19 protein-coding genes, 2 pseudogenes and 1 other annotated feature are annotated in these 23,235 nt (G+C 37.4%); of the genes and pseudogenes, 5 read left to right on the forward strand and 16 right to left on the reverse strand.

Annotated features, from left to right (window positions below; genetic code table 11):
* Positions 1-88: 88 nt before the first annotated feature.
* Entirely contained in the window at positions 89-1,963 is a 1,875-nt protein-coding gene (locus F6X55_RS16530) for a sensor domain-containing diguanylate cyclase (RefSeq protein ID WP_081704479.1), read from the reverse strand.
* A 442-nt stretch (positions 1,964-2,405) separates the two neighbouring features.
* On the opposite strand from F6X55_RS16530, the gene rpsD reads away from it, so the two are divergent.
* Positions 2,406-3,008 (forward strand): 30S ribosomal protein S4, encoded by a 603-nt coding sequence (gene rpsD, locus F6X55_RS16535; RefSeq protein ID WP_026569685.1) that lies wholly within the window; start codon positions 2,406-2,408, stop codon positions 3,006-3,008.
* A gap of 265 nt (positions 3,009-3,273) precedes the next feature.
* On the forward strand, positions 3,274-5,040 hold the full coding sequence (locus F6X55_RS16540) for a hypothetical protein (protein ID WP_153464784.1): 1,767 nt from the start codon (positions 3,274-3,276) through the stop codon (positions 5,038-5,040).
* 257 nt (positions 5,041-5,297) lie between these two features.
* Here F6X55_RS16540 and F6X55_RS16545 read toward each other — a convergent pair whose 3' ends face one another.
* From F6X55_RS16545 to F6X55_RS16610, 14 genes and pseudogenes are all read right to left on the reverse strand, one after another.
* Positions 5,298-5,753 (reverse strand): SHOCT domain-containing protein, encoded by a 456-nt coding sequence (locus F6X55_RS16545; RefSeq protein ID WP_153464786.1) that lies wholly within the window; start codon positions 5,751-5,753, stop codon positions 5,298-5,300.
* A 1,883-nt stretch (positions 5,754-7,636) separates the two neighbouring features.
* A pseudogene (locus tag F6X55_RS20435) lies at positions 7,637-8,386 on the reverse strand (phage tail tape measure protein); the annotation flags it as partial.
* 88 nt (positions 8,387-8,474) lie between these two features.
* On the reverse strand, positions 8,475-8,660 hold the full coding sequence (locus F6X55_RS16555) for a hypothetical protein (protein WP_153464790.1): 186 nt from the start codon (positions 8,658-8,660) through the stop codon (positions 8,475-8,477).
* Positions 8,638-9,003 carry a hypothetical protein gene (locus tag F6X55_RS16560; RefSeq protein WP_153464793.1) on the reverse strand — a complete coding sequence of 122 codons (366 nt, stop codon included), beginning with the start codon at positions 9,001-9,003 and terminating at the stop codon, positions 8,638-8,640. Before F6X55_RS16560 ends, F6X55_RS16555 begins: the two co-directional genes overlap by 23 nt.
* 83 nt (positions 9,004-9,086) lie before the next feature.
* Positions 9,087-10,202, reverse strand: a complete 1,116-nt coding sequence (locus F6X55_RS16570; protein ID WP_237648696.1) for a phage major capsid protein — start codon at positions 10,200-10,202, stop codon at positions 9,087-9,089.
* A gap of 299 nt (positions 10,203-10,501) precedes the next feature.
* A complete protein-coding gene (locus tag F6X55_RS16575; protein WP_153464795.1) occupies positions 10,502-10,774 on the reverse strand; it encodes a hypothetical protein in 273 nt (90 codons plus the stop codon).
* A gap of 4 nt (positions 10,775-10,778) precedes the next feature.
* Positions 10,779-11,174 (reverse strand): annotated as a pseudogene (locus F6X55_RS20265) (hypothetical protein).
* A 9-nt stretch (positions 11,175-11,183) separates the two neighbouring features.
* The gene (locus F6X55_RS16580) at positions 11,184-11,594 is read right to left on the reverse strand and encodes a DUF1492 domain-containing protein (protein ID WP_153464797.1); all 411 of its coding nucleotides are present in this window, start codon (positions 11,592-11,594) and stop codon (positions 11,184-11,186) included.
* Positions 11,595-11,612: 18 nt separating this feature from the next.
* Entirely contained in the window at positions 11,613-11,801 is a 189-nt protein-coding gene (locus F6X55_RS16585; RefSeq protein WP_153464799.1) for a hypothetical protein, read from the reverse strand.
* Between the two features lie 376 nt (positions 11,802-12,177).
* A complete protein-coding gene (locus F6X55_RS16590; RefSeq protein ID WP_153464801.1) occupies positions 12,178-14,055 on the reverse strand; it encodes a DNA primase family protein in 1,878 nt (625 codons plus the stop codon).
* Positions 14,056-14,334: 279 nt separating this feature from the next.
* On the reverse strand, positions 14,335-14,628 hold the full coding sequence (locus F6X55_RS16595; protein ID WP_153464804.1) for a hypothetical protein: 294 nt from the start codon (positions 14,626-14,628) through the stop codon (positions 14,335-14,337).
* 66 nt (positions 14,629-14,694) lie between these two features.
* Entirely contained in the window at positions 14,695-14,964 is a 270-nt protein-coding gene (locus F6X55_RS16600) for a hypothetical protein (protein ID WP_153464806.1), read from the reverse strand.
* A gap of 7 nt (positions 14,965-14,971) precedes the next feature.
* Positions 14,972-15,367, reverse strand: coding sequence for a hypothetical protein (locus F6X55_RS16605; protein ID WP_153464808.1), 396 nt, complete (start codon positions 15,365-15,367; stop codon positions 14,972-14,974).
* A 4-nt stretch (positions 15,368-15,371) separates the two neighbouring features.
* Entirely contained in the window at positions 15,372-15,605 is a 234-nt protein-coding gene (locus tag F6X55_RS16610; protein ID WP_153464810.1) for a helix-turn-helix domain-containing protein, read from the reverse strand.
* Between the two features lie 145 nt (positions 15,606-15,750).
* On the opposite strand from F6X55_RS16610, the gene F6X55_RS16615 reads away from it, so the two are divergent.
* On the forward strand, positions 15,751-16,218 hold the full coding sequence (locus F6X55_RS16615; protein WP_153464812.1) for a helix-turn-helix domain-containing protein: 468 nt from the start codon (positions 15,751-15,753) through the stop codon (positions 16,216-16,218).
* Between the two features lie 50 nt (positions 16,219-16,268).
* Positions 16,269-17,465: a tyrosine-type recombinase/integrase gene (locus F6X55_RS16620; RefSeq protein WP_153464814.1), complete on the forward strand. Its 1,197-nt coding sequence runs from the start codon at positions 16,269-16,271 to the stop codon at positions 17,463-17,465.
* Positions 17,466-18,425: 960 nt separating this feature from the next.
* Here F6X55_RS16620 and tyrS read toward each other — a convergent pair.
* Positions 18,426-19,697 (reverse strand): tyrosine--tRNA ligase, encoded by a 1,272-nt coding sequence (gene tyrS / locus F6X55_RS16625; RefSeq protein ID WP_153464817.1) that lies wholly within the window; start codon positions 19,695-19,697, stop codon positions 18,426-18,428.
* A 74-nt stretch (positions 19,698-19,771) separates the two neighbouring features.
* Positions 19,772-19,980 (reverse strand) — a binding site (T-box leader).
* Between the two features lie 150 nt (positions 19,981-20,130).
* Here tyrS and F6X55_RS16630 point away from each other — a divergent pair.
* The gene (locus F6X55_RS16630; RefSeq protein WP_153464819.1) at positions 20,131-23,148 is read left to right on the forward strand and encodes a transglycosylase domain-containing protein; all 3,018 of its coding nucleotides are present in this window, start codon (positions 20,131-20,133) and stop codon (positions 23,146-23,148) included.
* The last annotated feature ends 87 nt before the right edge of the window (positions 23,149-23,235 follow it).

Here is a 23,235-nt window from a genome sequence, read left to right on the forward strand (position 1 = left end):
GAAGGGTAAGAATGGCTTGCTTTTTTCTGACAAAAACCTAACGAAGGATCATTCGATTTTTATTTTGGTCACTCTGCTTTTGTCCGCATTACTTTAACTCCCCGATGCATTTGGCTTTGACGACGCAATTTTTCCCAAGTTCCTTTGCTTGATAAAGAGCTTCGTCCGCCCTGTCAAAAACGTTTCCCGAACGCTGATCCTGCCCTTTGTTCCAATAGGACACACCTACTGATATCGTGACCGTAGGTTCTGTAAAGGCCTCGACTTGCTGGACTAACTGGTGAGCCGTGTCCATGCCGTCATCTATGGAAGCGTTCGGAAGATAAACGGCAAGCTCTTCGCCTCCCCATCTGGCAGCGAAATCGTCTGTACCTAAGTGTCCTTTTATAATAGAGGCTACTTGAATGATCAGTTCATCTCCCAGCTCGTGCCCATAGGTGTCGTTGAATTTTTTAAAGTCATCGATATCGATTAGCAAAAAAGCACCTTGTTCATCCTCGGCCAAGTGTTCCTGAAGCCGTTCATCCAAATATTTTCTTGAATATAGACTGGTGAGATAATCGGTAATGACCAAGTGTTCCAATTGTTCTCGGAGCATTGAATTGACAAAGGCAAGTGTAGAATGATGAACAAGTGATTGAATAAGCTTAAATGCTTCAAAAGAGAAATAATATGCATCTGAATGGAGTACGAAAATAGCGCCTTTGATTTGTTTCGACTGTATCATCGGTATAGCCATAACAGAATGATAGGGCAAAAATATGTCTGGATACTTGATGGAAAAATCGCCAATGAACACAGCATCATGTTGTTTTTTAAGCAGTTCAAGTGTATTGCCCAGGAACTGTTTCGCTTTACTCGACAAAAAGTAATCCGTACTTCCGTCCAGGACTTCGTATTCCTCCTCGCTGTCTTCCTTGAAGAGAATGAAGCCGATCTCTTCCGCACCGAATTTATCCTTGATTTGCCGATTCACAAAAGTAGTCGTTTCAATTAACCGCAAGTTCGAATTCAAGGTATGGGACGTTTCGTTAATCAATTGCAGGTCTTCAATCAATTGTTTAGACTGTTGATAAAGACGGGCATTTTCCATTGCATTTCCAGCTTCGTTCGCCAACAAGGTGATAAAATCCACTTCTTCTGCCGGGAAAGCAGTCACAGTGGAAGCATAGATTTGCAACACGCCATATACCCCTTGCTTGCCTTTGAGCGGAATATATAAGTTCGATTCGCAGGTTTCCTTTATTTGTTCGTATTGGACTTCTCCGGTAAGGAAAGCATGGACACTAAACCGGTTAGTAACATTATCATTATAAATCAACTCTTTAGTAGGCAGGTCATCCGCCCCCGGAAACTCCTGGGACAGGTATAAATAATAATCAAATCCCGGATAAACGTTCTGCAATGTAGAGATAATTTCTTCCAATACATCTTTCGTATGAATGGATGCATGAAAGGATGACGTAACCCGGTATAAAATCCGGTGATTGTAGTTGTTTTTCGCAGTATGTATGTAATTGGATATAATACGCAGTTGACCGGAGATTTCTTCTGCTATCGTCCTGCATTCCTTCCGACACCAATCCGTAATTACATCTGTGGCTATAAAAAGAAATCCAAGCTTTTTTTCTTCATCCCTTAATGGAAGCAACAAAGACTGAAGAGAAGACGGACAAACGAACACCTCATCACCTGCTTCCACAGAATCATCCTTCGAAGCTATAGAATCCGGAAGGGTCCCCACTGTCAATTTTTCCAGCTCAGAATCATCGGTTTTCAAGCTATAACCATTTTTCCACGGATCGTAATAAAAAATGGCCGCAAATCGCACAGGTATGAATTGCTTGATTTTCTGACAAATTTTCGCAATCACTTCATCAATGGCAGGGGCACTTTCTTGCATGAAAGCATCGAGCATGCGGTACCAGCATTCACACCTCGATAATCTATTGTTGGTATCCATAAATTCTCACCTATCATTAGTAGGGCTGCTTACCACTGATGGGAAGCGCCTGGAATGTTATGTTCTCTTCTATCTGTTAACGAAAATAATTATAAATATGATATAATCATGTTTTCCACGTATTAAGCGGATATAGGAGATATATCCTAATTATATATGATTAAACCTTCTTTTCCTACTTATTTCCTAGAATAATTCCGAATATTTGTATTCAAGCAAACGGCCCTTGACTTCTCTATCCAAAAAAACTATAATGGACTTTGTGTAAAAAAGGTAGCCTAAGTGAACCTCCGACTGTTTCATTTTGTTCCTTATAGATTGTAAGGTGTATCGTGTAACTCTCTGCTGCTGGAGCGATGGTACATGAAAACAAAATGGGCAGCGATCGGGAACACACTGTCTTATTTTATGCAAATCTTATATATAAAGGAGAAGATGTACAATGGCTCGCTATACAGGTCCTGTATGGAAAAAGTCTCGTCGTCTCGGAATTTCTTTAACTGGTACTGGCAAGGAACTAGATAAACGTCCTTACGCCCCAGGTCAACATGGTGCCAACCAGCGCCGCAAATTATCTGAATATGGTCTTCAATTGCAAGAGAAGCAAAAGCTTCGCTTCATGTACGGAATTAACGAACGTCAATTCCGTCGCTTGTTCGACCAGGCTGGAAAAATGAAAGGTATCCATGGTGAAAACTTCATGATCCTTCTCGAATCCCGTTTGGATAACCTGGTTTACCGTCTGGGTCTTGCCCGCACTCGCAGACAAGCACGCCAGCTTGTAAGCCACGGTCATGTTACCGTCGATGGCGGACGCGTGGACATTGCTTCCTACCGAGTGAAGCCAGGACAAGTGATTGGTCTTCGTGAAAAGTCACAAAGTCTTAATATCGTTAAAGAAGCTGTGGAAACAAACAACTTTGTTCCTGAATACCTATCTTTCAATGAAGATGCTTTGGAAGGAACTTACACTCGTTTCCCTGAACGTTCTGAACTTCCAGCAGAAATCAACGAAGCGCTTATCGTTGAATTCTACTCTCGTTAATCGAGATAGACAGTATAGTAAATGCAAAAAAGCCTTGAAAATGTTGTTTTACCAACGCTTCAAGGCTTTTTCTTTTACATTGATTTTTGCAAAGTGATGCAAAAAGATGCACGTTTTTTCGGCTAGTTTTCGGCTGTTTTTCGGCTAACAAATTAAAGCATGGGCAGATGCAGATAAAGGAAGGTTAATTCAGTGCTAATCTTTAAGTGTTCTTGTCCGTCTCGCATTAATTTTAGTTAATTTCTAAGGAAAGGAAGTACATATCTTGAATTCTGAGAAGATAGAGAAGATTGCAGTAAGTAAGATACAGTATGAGATTTTCCAAAGTGATTTTTTAAAAGATGAAATTCCAGTAAATGATAAAACACCGTCATGGGATGGAGAGATATGGGTTTACGATAACCAAGAACAAAAAAAAGAACAACTCACAGGTAAGGTTCCAGTTCAGATTAAGGGCAAGGAAGTCTCAAATTTTAGTACAGTTGCAAAGTATCAAATAGAAAAAGCTGATCTAAACAATTATTATCACGACGGTGGAATACTTTTCTTTTTAGTTGAAATAGTTTCAGTAGATGAAACTCAAATTTATTATTTGGACTTATTACCAATTGATTTAAAACAAACCTTAGCAGATATGGGAAATCAAAAGTCAATTATAAAATATTTTAAAAAGCTAGACAGTTACAGTAACTCACTTGTTACGGTATGTAAGAACTTTATATTACATAGTGAAAAGCAACCTTTGCCTTTATTAATTGATCAAGCATTTGCATACGACAGTTATAAAATTAAAACTTTTAGTCCTTCTCAATATTCAATTCATGATTATCTATTAGAACACGGAACCTATGCTTATGGACACGTTGAAAATTTAGGTCTAGATATACCGCTTTATAGAATGGACATTGAAACAATTGAGTATGAAACAGACTTGTGGGTGGGCATTAACAATACCACGTGGTATACAGAAGTTAAACGAGAAATTTCCAAAGAGTATGTAAAACTGAAATTTGGTAATTCATTTGAAATAATTATTAATAAATCAACAACTGGATCAATAAATCGTCAAAAACCTTTAAAAATTAACTTTAAAGAAAAAGGTCCTATATCTGACCGTGTTAAAGATTCCAAATTTATGTTAGAGATGATTGATCAGAAAACAATAAATATAAATGGGTCGATTATCGAATTAAATAAATTTGAAGACTCTTTCAAACTGAAAAATCTCCCAAATTATATTAAAAATCTTGAAGAAGTTATCGAAACCTTCAAAAAATTAAATATTAATTTTAATGAAGACACTAAAGATTTTACAGAAGAAGAATTAAAAACATTAAATGCCCTTGTAAACATTTTTTATAAAGGTGAGCAAAATAACATAAAGACAACTCCTGAAAATCCGTTTCTTCAATTTAAAATTGGAAACTATAAAATTGTACTTTTTACAGCGCAAGTACAAGATAAAAAGAAAGCATTTGATCTTTTCAATTTAACAGATCTTCAAAAGTATTTAAAAATAAGGGTAACTTTTGAAGATAGTTCTGAAATGGTCGATCATAGCCCATTTTTAATAATTGATGCAAATATTCTTGTAGAAATTTCTAACTTCGACCCTAAAGTGGTAGAATCATCTTTCAAGTCTTTAACCTCTAATAATGAGATAAGTTTAATGCTAACTAATAACTATATGTTACAGCTGTTAAACTATTACGACCAACATAACGATCGTAAAGAACTGTTAGATTTAAGTTTAAATATCTTTGATCATTTATTGACTCTTTCTTCTGATAATATTACTTTTTATCTAAATAGAATGCAGATTATAAAAAGGATGAGGCAATTCACAGAACAGGAAAAAGAGGATATTTTAAAGATGAAAAGAAAGCAATCTTATACATCTGACGTACTTTGTGCATTTTATATCTTATTAGAGAGTAAGATTGAATTTGATATTACCTACAGTAAATTAACTGAAGAACAACAAGAGCGTTTTTCTAAATTTCCATTCTATAATCTTACAAAACAATGGTAACCATTAAATTAAATGTAGTACTACAAAACTTGTAGTACTACAGTTCATATGACTTCTTATAAGTCCCTATCATTTACTATAACGACTGCATTTTCAAAAATAAACATTACAAAATAGTACTACAAAAAAATTCAAAAATTCTCATTGAGGTGCACAGAAGCACCCACGCTACCTATCCTCCCAAGTGAAGAAAAAATTTCATTTCGACAGGGGGGCTACAGCTTCCAGTCAAAGTCACTTTTCTTTTTTGAGATGACTTATAATCCTAACAATTGCTTTTTCTTTGATTGAAATTCTTCCTCGGTGATCACGCCTTCATCAAGTAACTCTTTATACTTTTTTAGTTCATCTGCTTCACTTAGTTGAGAACCGCTTGCTGAACTCATTTCACCTTGTAGGCTCTCAACAAGTTCTTGTAATTCTTTAGCTTGTTGAAGTTCTTTTTTATTAAATAGAATTGTATTCTCATCTTTCACCGCATTGAATATTCCACCTTTACTTTCAGAAGATCCACTGTACGCGATTTGCAAATAACCAGTAGTAAGTCCAGGCTCTTTCAATTGGATAGCAGAGATGTTTTTTATTGGCACGCTTTTTTCTCCTTTGGAACCTTGAACCATATAGTTTTTCATCCCTTTTCTAGTCCATTTCAAATAACCATTTTCCACAGTTACAACATATTTTCCATTTGATTTAAAATAAAATTCAGCCATTCATGACTCCTCCTTATAATTCATAATTCGACAGAAAAAAAGAAATTCCTTCCAATAAAAAAAGAGATCGTATTATCACGACCTCGTGGTATCTCAATCCTTTATTAACCTCGTGGTTTCCTCCTCTTTCGGTTTTGTTTACGATTTAATCCACTCTCTATATCATCAAGAACCAATTCTGCAAGTACTCGTTTGTTCGGTGTTACCATTTGAATAATTACAGGTTGCTTCTGATCTTGTTGATTCATATTTCTGGCAATACCTTTACCAATGGAGCCAAGCGTTTTATCATTTAGCGGTAATACAGCTTCCGGTCCAGCTTCCCCAGCTCCTTGTAATCTGCCACCAGATGCTCCAAAGATAGTTGGCTGAGTGAAAATTCCTCCTTTGGCCCACCAATCTACATCTATTCCAGATGGATAAGATATAGTTTTACCCATAATTGTCCTGCTTCCCCATTCGAGACTGAAATGAGGAAGACTTGGCAGGGAAGGTTTGGGAATTTTTAATCTCATGTCGGAAAAGAAACCTGTTATTTTATCTACGATTCCACTAACCTTATCCCGAGCTGTTTCAATTGGTGACAGTATTTTATCCTTCGCAGTTTGCATTACTTGGCCAGCTCGGTTTTTTAAATCATTAAATTTGTCCAAAGCTCCATCTTTCAAAGAGGTTACTTTATCAACGAAAGCACTTTTTAAATCTGAGGCCTTTCTTGAAACATTACTTTTAAAACTGGAAACTGCATCTGTTCCGCTTTTTTTAAGTTCATTGAACTTGTCTACTGCACCGTCTTTCAGTTCGGTTGTTTTATTTACAAAGTCGTCTTTCATCTGCTTTGCTTTATCTATTGCTCCATCTTTAAAGCCTTTTAGTAGTTTTATTCCCCCATCTTTTAGATCGGTGACTTTACCGATAGCACTGTCCTTCATTTGCGAAAACTTATCCACGGCACCATTTTTCATGTCTAAAAACCAGGAAATAAAGTCGGCCGCTAATTTTGGCACAACTTCTGTTAGCCAGGCGGTAAATTGATTCCATTTTTCACTGAACCAATCTGTAATCGATCCCCAGTTCTTTATAACTAATACAATTCCCGCGATGGCTGCAGCAATGCCGGCTATAACTAAACCTATAGGTGATATTACAAGAGATAGTGCTCCGACTGCCACTGCTAGAGCTCCAATAGCAGCTGTTGTTGCTGCTATACCTGCAGTTAGTTTCGGATGTTCGTTTGCCCATTCAACTAAAGTGGAAGTAAATTCAGTAACTTCTGTTACTAAAGGCGTTAATATTATGGACAATTCAGATAGTGAATCGGTTAACTCTTGTTGAGCTTGTCTCTGTGCAACTACTTCTGGATTTAGTTCTTTATACTTTTCCAAGTAACTACTTAAACCTAGATTTGTTAGTTGTTCTAAAACATATTGCTGCTCCTGCCCTTTTTCCTTAGCCTTTTCAAGTCCCTCATTAAATTTATCAATATTTGCTCCTGATCGAGATAACAATTCATCAAACATTCCTATTGATTGCCCACTTGCTATCGTTTCCTGTACGGCATCTGATAAACCTTCAACATTTAGCGTGTCTGACCATTTTATAGCCGCACCTGAAATAGACTGTGTAGCCTCTATAATTTGTGTTGGATCGAAACCTGCAGCAATTAGGTTATTTACACCTTCTACTGAAGTTTCAGCATCCCTAGAAACCAACTGCATTTCATTAAAAGCTCCGTTTACATCATCCATACTTAATCCGGCCGTGCTAGCACTCGTGTTAAGTCTGGCCAAAGCTGTATTATAATCTTCCATACTAGTTACTAATCCACCAATAGCGGCTGCTGGAGCCGCTCCTGCAATTGACTGTAATCCACCCTTTAAATGTTTTCCTACAGATTTACCTGCCTTTCGGCCCTTATCCTCCAAATCCTGAAGTGATCTATTAAATTTACTTATATCAGCCCTAGCTTCGTTTAACCTAGTTTCCATTTGCAATACTTCTACTGAATTTTCCCCATAAATTTTCTTTGTAGCTTCTAACTGTCTTTCAAGATTATTTACTGCCCTATCTGCTAATTTAATTTGTGAGGTTAATTGTTTATGTGATAATTCTACTTTTTGAGCTTCAGTGGCATTCGCACCAAGTTCAGTTTTCTGTAATTTAAAGGATGAGGTTAGCTTCTTTTGTTCAGCTTCCAATAAGTTAGCTTCATTCTTCAAACCAGAAAGCATTTGTTCCGCTTCTCTCACTTCCTGTGATTGTTCTGTCAATTCTCCATTTACTCGATCGAGAGACTTTTGCAAGGATGCTTCGGCCTTTTCTGCATCCAATAACTTTCCATACATTTGAGTAAGTTGCCCAGTAGTATTCTTGGTATCTTTGCTCATTTCCTCATATTGTGTTCGGAGCATCTTTGTTCGCTTTTGAGCTCCTTCCATCTGGATTTCAAGCTTTTTCTTTTCAGCTCTCAATTTATCAGTGGCAGTAGCATCATTACCCATTGCCGCAATATGGTTCTTGTACTCTTTTGCGGCAGTATTCATAACTGAATTAATTTCACGCAACGTTTCAGCATATTTTACCTGGCCATCCATTTTAAAATTGAGAACGACATTTTTTTCTTTATCCGGCATGTATATCACTCCTCTAATCTTCCAAAATAAAAAGGACACAAGAAACTTGTTAAAGTTACTCATGTCCGCTGGTATGTCCAGTAGGATTTTAATATTTAATTTTTTTTATAGTATCCAATTGCTTCAGTTTATTATTATGGAATTTAATGTTTACTTCTCCATATTCTAATGGCTCCATTATAGTAACTTTACCGTTTTTAACAAGTATTAACCCATCTATCATTCCCATGGCATCAATGATATTTTGAAATTCATCTAGTTTTTTGTTTTCCAAGTACTTCACCCTTTAGATAGGCCCCGAGTTTATTTTCTAAATCATGAGCTTTTTGATTGGAATTTATAAAAGTTGACTTGTCAAGATCTCTTTCCCCCTCGCTTAATGAATCTATCAATATGTTTACTGCTTTCAATCTAAATTCAATGGATTCCATAAGCATTTTGACTACGTCCTTGTACCGCATGCATAACAATTTATTTTTTTTAATTCTATGAGACAGTTTTTCAAAATCCATCTTAATCTGTTTATTTAGCTTTCGGTAATCCTTACGATCCTCTTCCTTTAATTCATCTAATCTCTGATTTACAAATCGACTACAAATTTCATAATAATCTTTCACGTGGGTAACTACTTGATGATTAACTGATTTACTAATTTTAACCACCTCTTATCGGCTTTCTTTTTTTCCTATAGACCCTATGACTACACTTCCAAACGATAAATTGTAGGTTCTATTTGCGAATAAATTAACTTACCATCAACTAGGTTATATAATTTAAAACCAACTTCATTTAAGTGAGCATACAGTGAATTAATCGTTTGAATTTCTAGCCCGTCAGGGTCTTCTTGTATTTTGAAGGATGAAAAATCTCCAAAATAGAAAACGGCTGTATTTTCATTTTCATCATTTAAAGTTTCTTGTGCTGCAGTTAATTTCGTTTCAGCTTCAGTTACCGCATCGATTAAATCTTGATTGGTAGGCTCTAAGTTTAAAGCTTCCTGTGCTGCAGCTAATTCTGCTTCAGCATTTTCAACTGATTCTTGTGCTTTTATTTGTGTATCCCCCTTAACTGCATCTGTAAAATCTAGCGGAAAGCCTAATAGCATATAGCTTACACCTCCATCTACACGATCCAGTGTTTTAAGGGCAGCTTCTCCATTTGGTAAAATTAAATCTTCCACATACTTAATTGCTGGTTTATTAACAATCCATCTTGCTTTGTTAATTACATTAGAAGTAGGGGTGTTTTTCAATTCTTTAATTATTTTTACCGGATCAGTCTGTGTAGGAGTAAATACCTTCGCTTTGTTTAATAATGATCCAGTATTAATGGCCTTTTCGTTATTACCATTAAACATATAGTCAATTTCTTTTTTTAAATACTCTCTCTTCATCAAATCAATAATTAAATCTGCTAAGCTTACTTTACCCGACATCAGTAATTTTCTTTTTACTCTTGAAAGGGAATCAAACTCCACTGGAGTCAATAATTCTGCGGTTAACCCAATACTGTTAACCTCAATTTCTTCATTACGTACCCCTGTATGAGCATCCACCTTAATATCTGTATCTTCCGTAAGAACCGGGTATTGTAGATTTCCTTCAACTTCGACTACTTTTCCATATTTACGTAAAAGATTTTCTTGTTCCACATATCCCACAATTTCATCGGCAACAACTTTAGGAATTAAAGCCTTTCCGTCATTTGAAAGTGAAATCCCAAAAGATTGGGCTTCCCTAGTGGATATTTTCCCTGCTACATAATTAGCAAATGCAGTACGAATCTCTGTTTGTTTACCATTCAATCTAGTTTTCATAATATAATTCTCCTTGTAAGTAATATTTGTTTAAGTATAGAGTGTCGACCAGGGCACTCTATACTTATATTAAATCTTTAATGCTGTATTTATTTTTTGATTAATTTAGATCTGGTGTTACTCTGCTCATCAAGTTTAGTAAGGGCACGGTTGGCTTCTTTTCATAGTTGAGCCCGTTTCTGTACCAACTCACCAAACTCTTGCATATTTCTGGACTCCATCCTATGTCTATCAGCAACCTCATAGCGATTAGCCATCTTTACCACCTCTTTTTTATACGGTTTATGAAATTGAATAGGCTATCTTATTACCTTTGCACGCTTTACTACCAAATTGTTTTTGGTATATGTGCTTCCATCTGGATGCATCCTGGTAGCCCCTTTTAAATCAACTTGAAGGTGATAAGATTTTTCTTTGTCAAATGTGTAATATAAGATACTTTCACTGGGAACAATACAAACTACTTTCCCATAAGTCTTATCTGAAAAAAGGATTAACATTTTATACTTGTCTTTTTTCAAAATGCCAACTGATCGGCCATACAAATTTATAAATTTCTGATTCTCAATCACTTAACTACCCTCCTTTCCAATTCTCAGCAAACTTAATTAGTCTCATTAACTCAGCATGTTTACTGTTAATGTAGTTGTAACTGTAATTAAGTTCAGTTGCAGTTACTTCTAGTGTTTTTCCATTTACGTACTTCTCAAATAAAATCTTGTTTTTACCCCTTTGAATCTGCTGATCAATCTTTTAGCCTTATATAAGTCATTCATCTTATGTGCTAATTCATATTCTTTAACAGCAATAATCTCTTCAAGTTTAGCGGCTTTAGAGTTCTCTTTTAACTTCACCTCATTTAAATCACCGGAAATCCATCTACCTAATTCTCTTTTGATAGCGATTCAGCTCAAACTCTAAGTAAATGATCTCTTCTTCTATCTTTTGATAATCGCGCAGCCATTCATACAACACGCTCACCTACTTGTTAGATACTTTTTGCAACAATTTCAAGCTCTTTACAATTTGAGCATGCTTATTGTAAATGTAACCTGGTGTATATCCTAATTCATAAGCTATATTTTCTAATGTCATACCATCAATGTATTTCATTTTGAGAATTTTGTTTTCAACTCCTTTGAAAGTGTCGATTAAGTCTATTAACTCTTTTTTTAGCTGCAACTTTTCTTTTAAAAGATTCTCTAAACTTCCAAGCGCCTGGCCAACTCTTTGCTGATGAAACAACACTGTTTCAAATTTATTTTTTATAAATAAATCTCCACCCTCTTTCCAACGCTTCATTTCTAACCTTGTTTTTCGTATGTCCCATTCAATTTCATCTATATCTCCTTGGAGCTCCCAATATTTATTAATCCAATTGGCGCTTTTCATCGAATGCTCCTTCCAGGGTTATTCTTCATATCCGATGACATGGGGATGAAAGTAAACTTTTTGCGTACCTTCTTCAAATTCAATAGTAGTCATCATTGGTTCATCCCAATCAATTATTATAGACTCCACATTTCCTTCACCTACCTCAAATTTTATAATTTCTGTTCCTTCTAAAACTTTAACTACGTTTACCTCTAATTTAGTCATATGTTCATCTCCTTTTTAAAAGTTAAACTATTGTTCCAGGTTACTGGTTAGTTACTCAATTTAATCAGTTGAGTAACCAATAAAAACCTAATCATATCAAGGGTTCAGTTCCATTTTTATAGCATTTGGTTACTCAATTACCCCCTTAAATTTATATATTTATTTATAGAATCTTTATTTTTAGTCCTATTAATATAAAAGAAGTTGCATTTCACTGTAACCGAGTAACCAAATTACTACCATTCAGTCATATCAAGGGTTTTGAAGGTTACTCAATTCAGTAACTGGTTACTCAATTAACGTAACTTCCCCTATATATCGTTATTTCCATCAATCATTTCTCTAATTTTTTGATGATTTTTCATCAAAATTAGCACTAATTTTTTGATGAACTAGCCTTTCGATAAATTCTTACTGATTTCTTATCTACTTTTTGTACTCTTGTATCAACATTGAATATTTTCTTGATGTGTTTGCTAAATTGAACATTTCCGAGCGGTTGAAAACCATTATCAGAACAGTACAGCTTATATTGCATATAGATGTCTTTAACTACTGCATTTTCAATATCAGGGTTTTCCTCAGTTAGGAAACTTAAAATTGGATTATTTTCCTCTTTATAAGTGTCCAATTCTTTTTCGACAGTTTTCGACTTCGTAAATCCATTATTCTTTAATAATCGTTCTAACCCCTTTAGTGCTAAATTCAATACGTACTGCATTGATTCATCAGATAGTAACTTTCTGGTTATAAACGGATCATAGTCAGGGTCACTGGAACTAAACTTAGCTCTAAATGGAATAATCAATAATCTTCGCCCAGCCCCATCTGAAAAATCATTGATTCTTGGCATTTCATTGGCGCTGAAAATTAATTTGGCATAGTTGGAGAAATCAAACGGATCCTTCCCTTTTCGTTCTACATTTAATGTCTCTCCGGTAGAAAGCTTTTTCCAAACAGATGATTCTTTAATATATCCCTTCGAAATATCATCTCCTATGTTCACCAGTTTTCCAAAGAGCTCCGCGGTTTTGAATCTTTGGTCCAATTCTTTCAGGTCTAGTGCTGACTTATTGTCTTCTCCTACCAATTTCATGATCATCTTTAAATAAGATGATTTACCGTTACTACCGTCACCAGTTAAAATAAAAGTATAGTTAAAACTATTGGATCTAAACAAAATGTAACCAAGAATCTCTTCTAAAATTGCTCTTATTTTTTTATCGTTAACCGCCAATTTATTTAATGTTTTATCGGTTGGCTCATAATACGCATTTTTGATAAACGGAACAGGTATTTTATTTTTAACTATTATGTCCGGACTAAATTCCTGCAGCTCCCACGTATCCAGGTTGAACACTCCGTTTTCTAACACGATGTATTTGGTTGACGATAAAGTTTTCTCCTTGGCCATAAGTTGTAAGTATGCTAAAACTTCTTTCCGGTTTTTTTGATTTAAACTTTTTATGTTCTTTAACATAACTCCTTCAATATCAGCTTGTTCATCAGAATAATATCCATCTTTGTATATGTGCAGCACATTCGTAATTTTACAAATGTGATACTCGTTGATTAAAAAGTCACCGAATGAATCATGCAGAAACTTTGAACCATTAAAGAAAGACTCCTTCATAAAAGCCTCGTCACGTAAAATCACGTTCAACTCTGATTTCTCTACTGGTTCATCCAGGATGTATCTGTTTATGATAGAAATGGTATCTTTAATATCATTTTTCGCCATCCCTTGAGATTGCATTTTGAGAATGTAGGTGAACAGTTTATTGTTTCTTCCATCACCTTCTGTTAAGTTGTTCAAGTTGGGATTCTTCTTATTGTATGGGTATAGCCATATCGGCATTGGTTCGTGTTGGTCTACTTTACGGATCCACTTTCGAGATTTGCCATTAATCTTTAATGGATCCACCGTGTTTTTCATCCCAAGTTTGTAATCACAAAGAATTCCGACATTGGAGTACCATTTGATTTTATTTGTTGTTAAATCATAACCTCGGAAATAAAAATGCATACCGTTATCAGTCTCTAAGACCGAGCACTTTATATCCTTATCTTCTACGATTTCAAACAGGATTTCGGCTTCTTCTATATCATCCACATCCACCATGATGTAATCATCGTCTAACACACCCACAAAAGAATCAAAAGCTCTTGCAGTGTTGTAAGCTAATAACTTGGCACCATCTTTGAACTTGGATGCAGCATGTTTTCCGTTTCCTTTTAGGTAACCCTTATACATGTTTATCACCTACTTTCCGATTAGACATTGACTTCCAAATAAAAATAATGTAATACTGTTTTTAAAGGTTATATGTTTTTTCAAATCACTCCCTCTCTATGTATGGCTAGATACATAGAGAGTTTTTCCATTCAAGAAAACCATAACTGTTATATCCCCATCCTTAAAATTGTTACAAAAACTAAAACGATAACTGGAATATAGAAAAACAAATATTCTAAGTGAAATCGATCATCTTCAAAGAAGAAACCATTAATTCTTTTTAGCAATTGCATTCATTTAAACCTCTCTACCATTATCTTCTTGCGCTTGTGTTAATTGTCGGATATGTCTTTGAGCAGTCACCATTTCATCCTGACTATCCTCTAAGCATGATCTGAAGACCACCCTGATTGCTGATAGTTTTTTAGAAATAATTCCTTCCGCTAGATATGATGCCGCGACTTCTGGATTATCTTCCATATCCTCAATCAAATTATCCAGTAACATTAGGGCACCCTTCATATCTGATAAGTTATTTAGGGTACATCCTGCATTTGAGTCTAATTCTATTAAAGTGCTCATGCTCGTCATTTTCATTTCCCCTCTCAATTGCTTAGTAAAGTTTCCTTTATCTGCATCTGCCCATGCTTTAATTATTTACCAATCATTCATGATTTCTGTAATGACTTCGACAGCCTCCTGGTAAAACCAAAATCGTTTTCTTGCTTTTCTCCTTTCAATTAATTTCATTCTCGGATCATGCAAGAAGTTCTCTTCTAAAAAACGCTTTGACATACACATTTTCTTAGCCAATGTTTCAACGTCAATCATGATTAAAGATTCTCTAATCATGTCGTCCAAACGTTGGACGATTTGCTGCTTAATTTCCTCTTCATTAATTTCTACTTTCACCTCTGCAGGAAACATTTTATGCTCACCTCTTTTCAATTTTCACTAGTGTTTGGTCTACCTGTTTTTTGGAATAGAAACCATTATAAGCTTCATAGGCACAATCTTTATTACAATAGGTAGAACCGTTGTTACCAGCTCTAAAATAAGTGTTGTTTCCATGTAAGGGCTCCCCACAATTTGCGCATTGACGTTGTTCACTTGGTTGTATGCTTTCAATGATCGCTGCTTCTTCCATTGGAGACATTATTTTGTAACCCTGATCAACTGAATAGTTAACTGGCTTATTGTTTCGATAATAAATAGTACGGTATGGTTGTCCTTCTTTATGCAGCTGGCTTTCAATACAGGAAACCTGGTGTATATCAAAAACAAATTCAGTATCGTTAGCTGTGTAAATCACCCATTTTTCTTGAATCAACTTTTCACACCTCCTGCCTTATGTTGCTAATTTTAAATTCAAATAAGTCTTCTAATTCACACTCCAAAGCTTCGGCAATGTTTCTAGCAGTAGGTGCAGAAATAGTTCTCTTGCCATTCAGAAATAACGAAAGTGTCGCTTCATTGACACCAGCGCTTTCACTTAAACTCTTTTGGTTAAAACCTTTCTTTGCCATAGCAATAAGAATTTCAATCTTTTTTGGTTGATATTTAATCAATATTTTCACCCTCTCTATTGCTATCTATTGCTATAATAAATCATTTATCAATAAATTGCAATAGATAGCAATAAATTATACAAATTATGTTTGCTTTCTATTGCTATAATGGATAAAATGAATTTAACTAAAGGAGGGGTTATTTTTGAGTAACGATAACTTATTTGGGAAGTACATGAAGGAATATAGGGATTCGAAAGGTCTTTCAATTAGTGATCTACATAAGATCACAGGTGTTTCACAACCTTATCTTTCTCAACTTGAAAAAGGTACCAAAAAACCTTCTCGAAAGATTATAAGTAAAATTGCCGCACGGTTAACAGATAACATCGAGGATATTACAAACTACAATGATTTATATAAAATCCTCCTTAATAAAGCTGGTTATAACACTGATTGGAAGTACCTAGATGAAATGGAGGATCTAAAAGAGTTAAAAAAAGGACCTGAACTAATCGAACAAGCGATAAGTAATTATAAACAAGGCCTTTCCACTCCAGTCTATTTAAATAAAGAAAATGAAGGTAACTTCTATTTTTTTACTGATCAAGGGACAATAGATGAGAAGCTCCAAGAAAAATTAAATACTATAATAAAAATCATTTTGGATTAATTAACCTTCCTTTATCTGCATCTGCCCATGCTAAGAAAGGGAAAGTGAAAATGAGTAAATTATCCAAATCAAAAAAGGATCCGGAGCTATATTATTACTTTAGTGCCAAAGGTGAAAAAAGATGGATGTACCGACACAGTTATAAAGACTATACCGGTAAGTGGAAAGAGAAGAAAAAACAAGGGTTCACAAGTGAAAAAGAAGCTTATCGCTCTTTATTAGAGGTAAAAACCAAATCTGTTGATGGTTATACCAAGGAAATTGATCATAGTAATATAACCGTTAGTAAGTGGTTTAATCTTTGGTATGAAACCAATAAAAATGATTGGAAAGTGACCTCCAGGCAACAAAGAGAAATGGCCATCAGGATAGCGATTAATCCTTTATTGGGCCATTACAAATTACATGAACTCGATAAAACAACATACAAGCGAGTATTCGTAAACATGCTGCTCAAGTCTTACAAGCCTAGCACCGTTCAACTATTTCATACCTTGTTTAAAATTGGTGTTAATGCTGCTGTCGATGATGAAATACTAGCTCGCAACCGTTTCACCAAAATCAGCATTAACCAAAACTTAATTGAAGAAGATAAATTAAAGGGAAATTTCTTGTCAGCAGATGAATTACACGTCCTTTTAAAAGACGCAGAAGAGAATGAAAATATTACCGTTTATACTTTGTTGTTGCTTCTTGCTTACACAGGATTAAGACGAGGGGAAGCATTTGGTTTGAAATGGGATAATATTGACTTCAAAGAAAAAACGCTCACAGTGGAGCGCACAAGGGATAATAAAGGTGTTAGATCACCAAAGACAAACAATAGCTATAGAACCATATCCATTGATGACAAATTAATAAATCAACTTCAGTTGTATAAGACCTGGTGCAAAGAAACAAAGTTATCTTTTGGCCGAAAGTTAAGACAAGATGATTTTATTTTCATTTCCTTTCAAACCGGTAAGGAATATACCGATGCATCTATCCTTTATGCTCTTAGACGCTGTATAAAGCGCACCGGCATAAGCTCTATTACTCCACACGGATTAAGACATACTCATGCCACATTGCTAATTAATCAAGGTGTAGGGGTAAAATATGTGGCAGAAAGATTGGGTAATACCCCAATGATGATTTTAGATATTTACGGCCACACTTTCAAAGAAGTGGAAAGAGAAATTGTAGATATGTTCAGTGCTTCTATGAATGAAGTTTCGGCTAAGTTTTCGGCTAGTTTTGGAAAGTAACCCTTAAACCGTTGATATAACAAGGCTTTCATCATCCGTTCATTTCTACTCTCGTTAATAACTTGCTTGATAAAAATCTCCCCGCCTTTCATAGGCGGGGAGATTTTTTGTTCATGGGCGAAACATAAGAATATTCGGCTCATACTGAATGTGGTGGCGTCCCCTATCGTGATGTGTTTTCCTGCAGTGTGCAGAAAAACACACTCATTCCCTCTCTCTTTGTTACCCTAAAGGTTGAAGACACCAAAGGAAAAAGAGAGGGATATGAGTGAAAGGTCATTTTATCATAGAATTATTGGGGATTGGATGAAGTTCTCCGGGAAGTTCCAGCAGAGGTAGATAAAGAAGACACGTATTCGTTTTAAAACGAGATTCTTTTGGCATCAAAGACTTTAAACGATTAATTTGAACGATTAAAGCATAAAATTTTATAGCAGCAAGCAGTTAAAAAGGCTCTATAGAGCGAAATGGCGTAGCAGAGAAAATAAGCGAGACTCCTGCGGAAAAACGGGCGGCCGAGACCCCGCAGCGAGCTGTGCGAGGAGGTTCGGGCGTTCATCCGTGGAAATCGAGTTTATTTCCTCTGCAGCCTGAGTAAAATGGAAGAAAAATCACACCACCACATTTGACAGAGAACCGAATATTCCTGGTTTCCATGCAGCATAGCTTTCTACCAATGACGGCAATAGGAAACACGGAAATCACATCAGAAGAGTAGCTATCTCCATCCAACGGAGTCAAAGTGCGTTGACTCCAGCGGGATGAGTGCGAAATGAGTAGTTTTCCTTGCCAAGTTAGCTGAAGCCGTGCGCGCACAAAGTGAAGTACCTTGCCGGCGTGGAGAGTTGCACGATTCATAAGAAAAGGATAGAACGGTTTGCTTTTCCAATCAAAAACCGAACGAAATCGTTCGGTTTTTGATTTGGTCACTATCCCTTTTTTCAGTTTATGGAAAATCAATCATTGAAAGCGAATCAAGAAATACTTTTTCTTCCCTCTTCTTATAATGGTAAATCTGTCATCAATGCGTTCTTCAGCCCCGATGGTCTTGCCTAAATCCTGCTCCCTGTCGCCATTGATGTAAATGGCTCCGTTTTTGACATCCTCCCTGGCCTGCCTTTTAGAAGAAGAAATGCCTGCTTCTACCAATAGTTCGACAATATTAGCATCTTCTTTTGTTCTTTTGTAAGAAGGTACATCCTTGAAGCCCTGTTCGATTTCATCAGCGTTCAATGACTTGATATCTCCGCTGAACAAGGCACCGGAAATCCGTTTTGCTTGCTCAAGGGCCTCTCTGCCATGAACCATTTCTGTCATTTCTTCCGCCAACCTTGTGTGTGCTGTACGTTTTTCCGGAGCAGCCTCGTGTTCTTTTTCAAGTGACCGTAACTCCTCTTGATCCATGAATGTGAAGTACTTGATGAATTTCATTACATCGCGGTCGTCTGTATTGATCCAAAACTGGTAAAATTCGTACGGAGACGTTTTTTCCGGATCAAGCCATACTGCTCCACCAGCTGTTTTGCCGAATTTGGTACCGTCCGCTTTGGTGATCAATGGCACCGTCAAACCGAAAACCTTTGCCTCTGTTCCCTGATCCTCACGCGTTCTGCGGATCAATTCCATCCCGGCAGTGATATTTCCCCATTGATCACTTCCGCCGATTTGCAGTGTACAGTTTTCTTTTTCGTAAAGGTTTTGAAAATCAAGTGATTGTAAAATCATGTAACTGAATTCAGTAAATGAAATTCCATTCTGGATGCGTGATTCTACTGATTCCTTGGCAAGCATGTAATTGATGCCGAAGTGCTTTCCGGTATCCCTTAAGAAATCAATGATCGTCATTTGAGAAAGCCACTCATAATTATTGCGTGCTACTGCTGCATTGTTCCCTTCTTCAAAATTAAGCAGTTTTGCAAGTTGTTGCTTGATTTTTTCGCTGAATCCTTTTACTACGTCTGCTTCGTTTAATGTTCTTTCTGTGGAACGACCACTCGGATCCCCGATCATTCCTGTTCCGCCGCCTATTAGCGCGATTGGTCGATGGCCGGAACGCTGAAATCTCTTCAATATGGTAATCGGAAGCAAATGTCCAATATGAAGGCTGTCCGCCGTGGGATCGAAGCCGCAGTATAACGTCACGACATTTTCCTTTAAATGTTTTTTCAACCCCTCTTCATCAGTGGTCTGTTGCACGAGACCTCGCATTTGCAAATCTTCCAAAACATCCATGCTCTACACTCCTTTTTCGATTATTTTCTGGGAGATGCCAAACCATAAACAAACAAAAAAAACTCCTCCCCAAATAAAGGGACGAAGTTGTTCGCGGTACCACCCTTGTTGCATTCCAAAGAATGCCACTTGATTCAATAACGGCCAGGCAAGCCGTCCCCTGGTTTCGCAGGAGAAACTCCAGAACGTAATTCGCGGGAGGGTTTTGTACTGCCTTTCAGCATCCGGCAGCTCTCTGAGTCACAGGGAACCATCCACTACTTCATTCCTTCTTCGCTTTTATTTTTCAGAAGTTCTGAAAATATTACATTTTATTTACTAATGATACATTAATACCATATCTTTTGGGTAAATGCAATATTATATAGAGGAAAACCTGCGTGCAAGTTGACTGCTGTGCTATAATATAGATTGATATTTAGGAGGTTTTGCTGTGAATCTAAAAAATTTTGCGGTCAAATATAAAGATAAGGTGAAGGAATGGTGGCAGGCAGGTAAGATTCAGAAAAACTTTCGAATTACTTACGATGTGGTTTGGAATATCATTCTTTTCTTCATTATCATCGGATGTATCGGATTGTTTTTTGCAGGTGGAACAGGGGCTGGGTACTTTGCCTCACTTGTTAAAGATGAACCGGTAAGATCAGCAGAAAACATGAAAGAAGACATATATAACTATGAAGAAACATCGGAATTATATTTTGCTGATGACAAATACTTAGGAAACATCCGCTCTGACTTGTACCGGGAGGAAACCACTCTCGATAAAGTATCGGATTATGTGAAAGATGCCATCATCGCTACGGAGGATTCCGAATTTGAAACACATAACGGGGTCGTTCCAAAAGCGATTCTGCGTGCAATATATCAAGAAGCGACAAATTCAGCGGTGAAAACCGGCGGGAGTACACTGACCCAGCAATTAATTAAAAACCAGATTCTAACCAACGAAGTGTCTTTTGAAAGAAAAGCGAAAGAAATACTTCTGGCCATGCGCTTGGAAAAGTCACTTAGCAAAGATGAAATTCTGGAAGCCTATCTTAACATTGTCCCCTTTGGCAGAAACGCATCCGGAGACAATATTGCAGGGATTGAGACAGCAGCACAAGGAATTTTCGGTGTAGGAGCAAGTGAGATCAACCTTGCGCAGGCAGCCTTTATCGCCGGGCTTCCGCAAAGTCCGTCTTACTACACACCTTTTACCAATACAGGAGAAATAAAAGATGAAGATGCACTTCAGCCAGGCTTGAACCGGATGCAGACCGTCCTGAACAGAATGCTGGAATCTGAATACATCACCGAGGATGAATACAAGAAAGCTTCCGACTACGATATCACGGCTGACTTTACAGAGCCCACGCCTACTCCATTGGACAAGTATCCTTACTTGACCAATGAAGTGGAAGAACGTGCCAAGGATATCATCATGAAACAGCTTGCTGAGCAAGATGGATACACGGAAGAAGACATTGCAAGCAACGACTCGCTGCAGGAGGAATATAGTATTCTAGCAGACCGCAATCTACGGCGGAAAGGATACAAGATTCATACTACCATCGATAAAAAAATCTATGATGCGTTCCAAAAAATTGGCGAGGAATACGATAATTACGGCCCTGATAAGCCGCAGACAGTTATCGACCCGGAAACCGGTGAAGAAACAACCATCATGGAACCGGTCCAGGCTGCAGGGATGCTGATTGAGAACAGCAGTGGAAAAATCATCAGTTTCCTCGGCGGCCGTGGTTATGATACGTCAGAAGTAAACCATGCCACGGACACATTGCGAAACAACGGAAGTACCATGAAGCCTTTATTGGTCTATGGACCAGCTATGGAAGCAGGTGTGATCCAGCCGGGCTCCATTGTTCTTGACCATCATTTGAATGCAAGGTATCCACAACTTCCAAAAGATTGGCCAAAAAACTACACAGGCACTACACACGGACTTGTCACAGCAAGAGAAGCACTGAAAAAATCTTACAATATTCCGGCCGCCACGACGTATCAGGAAATCGTCTCCAGCGACCCGGCAACAAACTATTTGGAAAAAATGGGCTTCTCCTCCCTTACGGAAGAAGACCATACTAATGCTTCCCTGGCGATTGGTTCCTTGGGTGAAGGGGTCACCGTTGAAGAAAACGTGAATGCCTTCTCCACTTTCGGAAACAACGGCAAATTTGTCGATGCCTATATGATCGATAAAATAGAAACAAAAGACGGCGACGTCCTTTACGAGCATGAAAGCAAACCGGTGGACGTTTTCACACCGCAAACCAGTTATCTGACGGTAGACATGATGCGGGATGTACTAACCAGCGGGACAGCTACCTATACGCAGTCCAGGTTGTCAAACCGAAGCGTCGACTGGGCCGGCAAGACAGGTACATCTGTTGACTGGTGGGATGCATGGTTTGTAGCCACCAACCCGAATGTGACGATGGGAACCTGGATCGGCTATGATACACCGAAAGAATTGACTTGTAATGCTCAATATCCATGTAGTACAGGATACAGCAATCGTAACATCGGGTTATGGTCCGAACTGGTCAACGCAGCCACCGAAATCGATCCGAGCCTGATGGCTCCCGACAACAAGTTCGACAGGCCGGACAATATTGTAGAGCGTTCTTTCTGTCGTACTTCCGGAATGTCCCCTTCCGATTTATGTAAAGATATCGGACTGGTAGGCTCTGATATATTCAACAGCAAATTCGCACCGGACGAAGAAGATAACAGTCTTGTTAGCGGTGATTTTGTTAAAGTTGACGGCAAGTCCGTGAAGGCCGGGGACAAATCACCTTCTGAATTCACAGACGGTGACGGTGTGTCCTTGAATCCGGACTGGCTCGAAGTGAACATGTATGATACGTTAAGTGACTTATCTGTATTGAAGCCAAGAAATGCTGGGGGAGCCTGGGATAAAGTGTCTTTCTCGGCAGGGAGCAGTGCTTCTTCCGATATTTCTGATGACGGAAAGGCCCCTTCGCCGCCTTCTTCCTTGTCCAATAGCGGGACAAAACTGAAGTGGAAAAAGTCATCAAGCAAAGATGTAGTCGGTTATCGAATATTCCGTGCAGAAAGTAAAGATGGTTCGTTCAGTTTAATCGGAAACACCACCGATTCAAGCTATACTGTTCCTAGTAAAGGAGCAGTGTATCAGGTGAAAGCAGTGGACTATTTCGGACGGGAATCCTCCGCTTCCAAAACGATTCAAATCGGGAAATTGAAGGATGAATCGAAGGACAAAGAAGCTGATAAGAAAAAAGACAAGGAAAAAAAGAAAGAGGAAGACAACAAGGATAAGCAGGACGATTCTTCTTCAGATGATGGAGAACAGCAGTCAGATAACAACGAACAAGAAAACGATGAGCAGACCGAAGATCAAAACAATCAGCAGGATGATCAAGAAGACAAAAACGAAGACGGCTCAGCGGAACAAGAAGAATAGACTAAATGAGGCGGCCATCGATTTCAAAATGCCCCCAGCATGATATCACCATGCTGGGGGCATTTCCTTTTAAGACTGGAATTTTTC

Origin of the sequence: Sediminibacillus terrae (assembly GCF_009602435.1) — a bacterium.
Classification (GTDB): Bacteria; Bacillota; Bacilli; order Bacillales; family Amphibacillaceae; genus Sediminibacillus; species Sediminibacillus terrae.

Bases quoted from the DNA above. Each gene is read 5' to 3' on its own strand.
- F6X55_RS16530 (WP_081704479.1), bottom strand. From the start codon at position 1,963: ATGGATACCAACAATAGATTATCGAGGTGTGAATGCTGGTACCGCATG.
- rpsD (WP_026569685.1), top strand. From the start codon at position 2,406: ATGGCTCGCTATACAGGTCCTGTATGGAAAAAGTCTCGTCGTCTCGGA.
- F6X55_RS16545 (WP_153464786.1), bottom strand. From the start codon at position 5,753: ATGGCTGAATTTTATTTTAAATCAAATGGAAAATATGTTGTAACTGTG.
- F6X55_RS16570 (WP_237648696.1), bottom strand. From the start codon at position 10,202: ATGAAAACTAGATTGAATGGTAAACAAACAGAGATTCGTACTGCATTT.
- F6X55_RS16580 (WP_153464797.1), bottom strand. From the start codon at position 11,594: ATGAAAAGCGCCAATTGGATTAATAAATATTGGGAGCTCCAAGGAGAT.
- F6X55_RS16585 (WP_153464799.1), bottom strand. From the start codon at position 11,801: ATGACTAAATTAGAGGTAAACGTAGTTAAAGTTTTAGAAGGAACAGAA.
- F6X55_RS16590 (WP_153464801.1), bottom strand. From the start codon at position 14,055: ATGTATAAGGGTTACCTAAAAGGAAACGGAAAACATGCTGCATCCAAG.
- F6X55_RS16595 (WP_153464804.1), bottom strand. From the start codon at position 14,628: ATGACGAGCATGAGCACTTTAATAGAATTAGACTCAAATGCAGGATGT.
- F6X55_RS16600 (WP_153464806.1), bottom strand. From the start codon at position 14,964: ATGTTTCCTGCAGAGGTGAAAGTAGAAATTAATGAAGAGGAAATTAAG.
- F6X55_RS16620 (WP_153464814.1), top strand. From the start codon at position 16,269: ATGAGTAAATTATCCAAATCAAAAAAGGATCCGGAGCTATATTATTAC.
- tyrS (WP_153464817.1), bottom strand. From the start codon at position 19,697: ATGGATGTTTTGGAAGATTTGCAAATGCGAGGTCTCGTGCAACAGACC.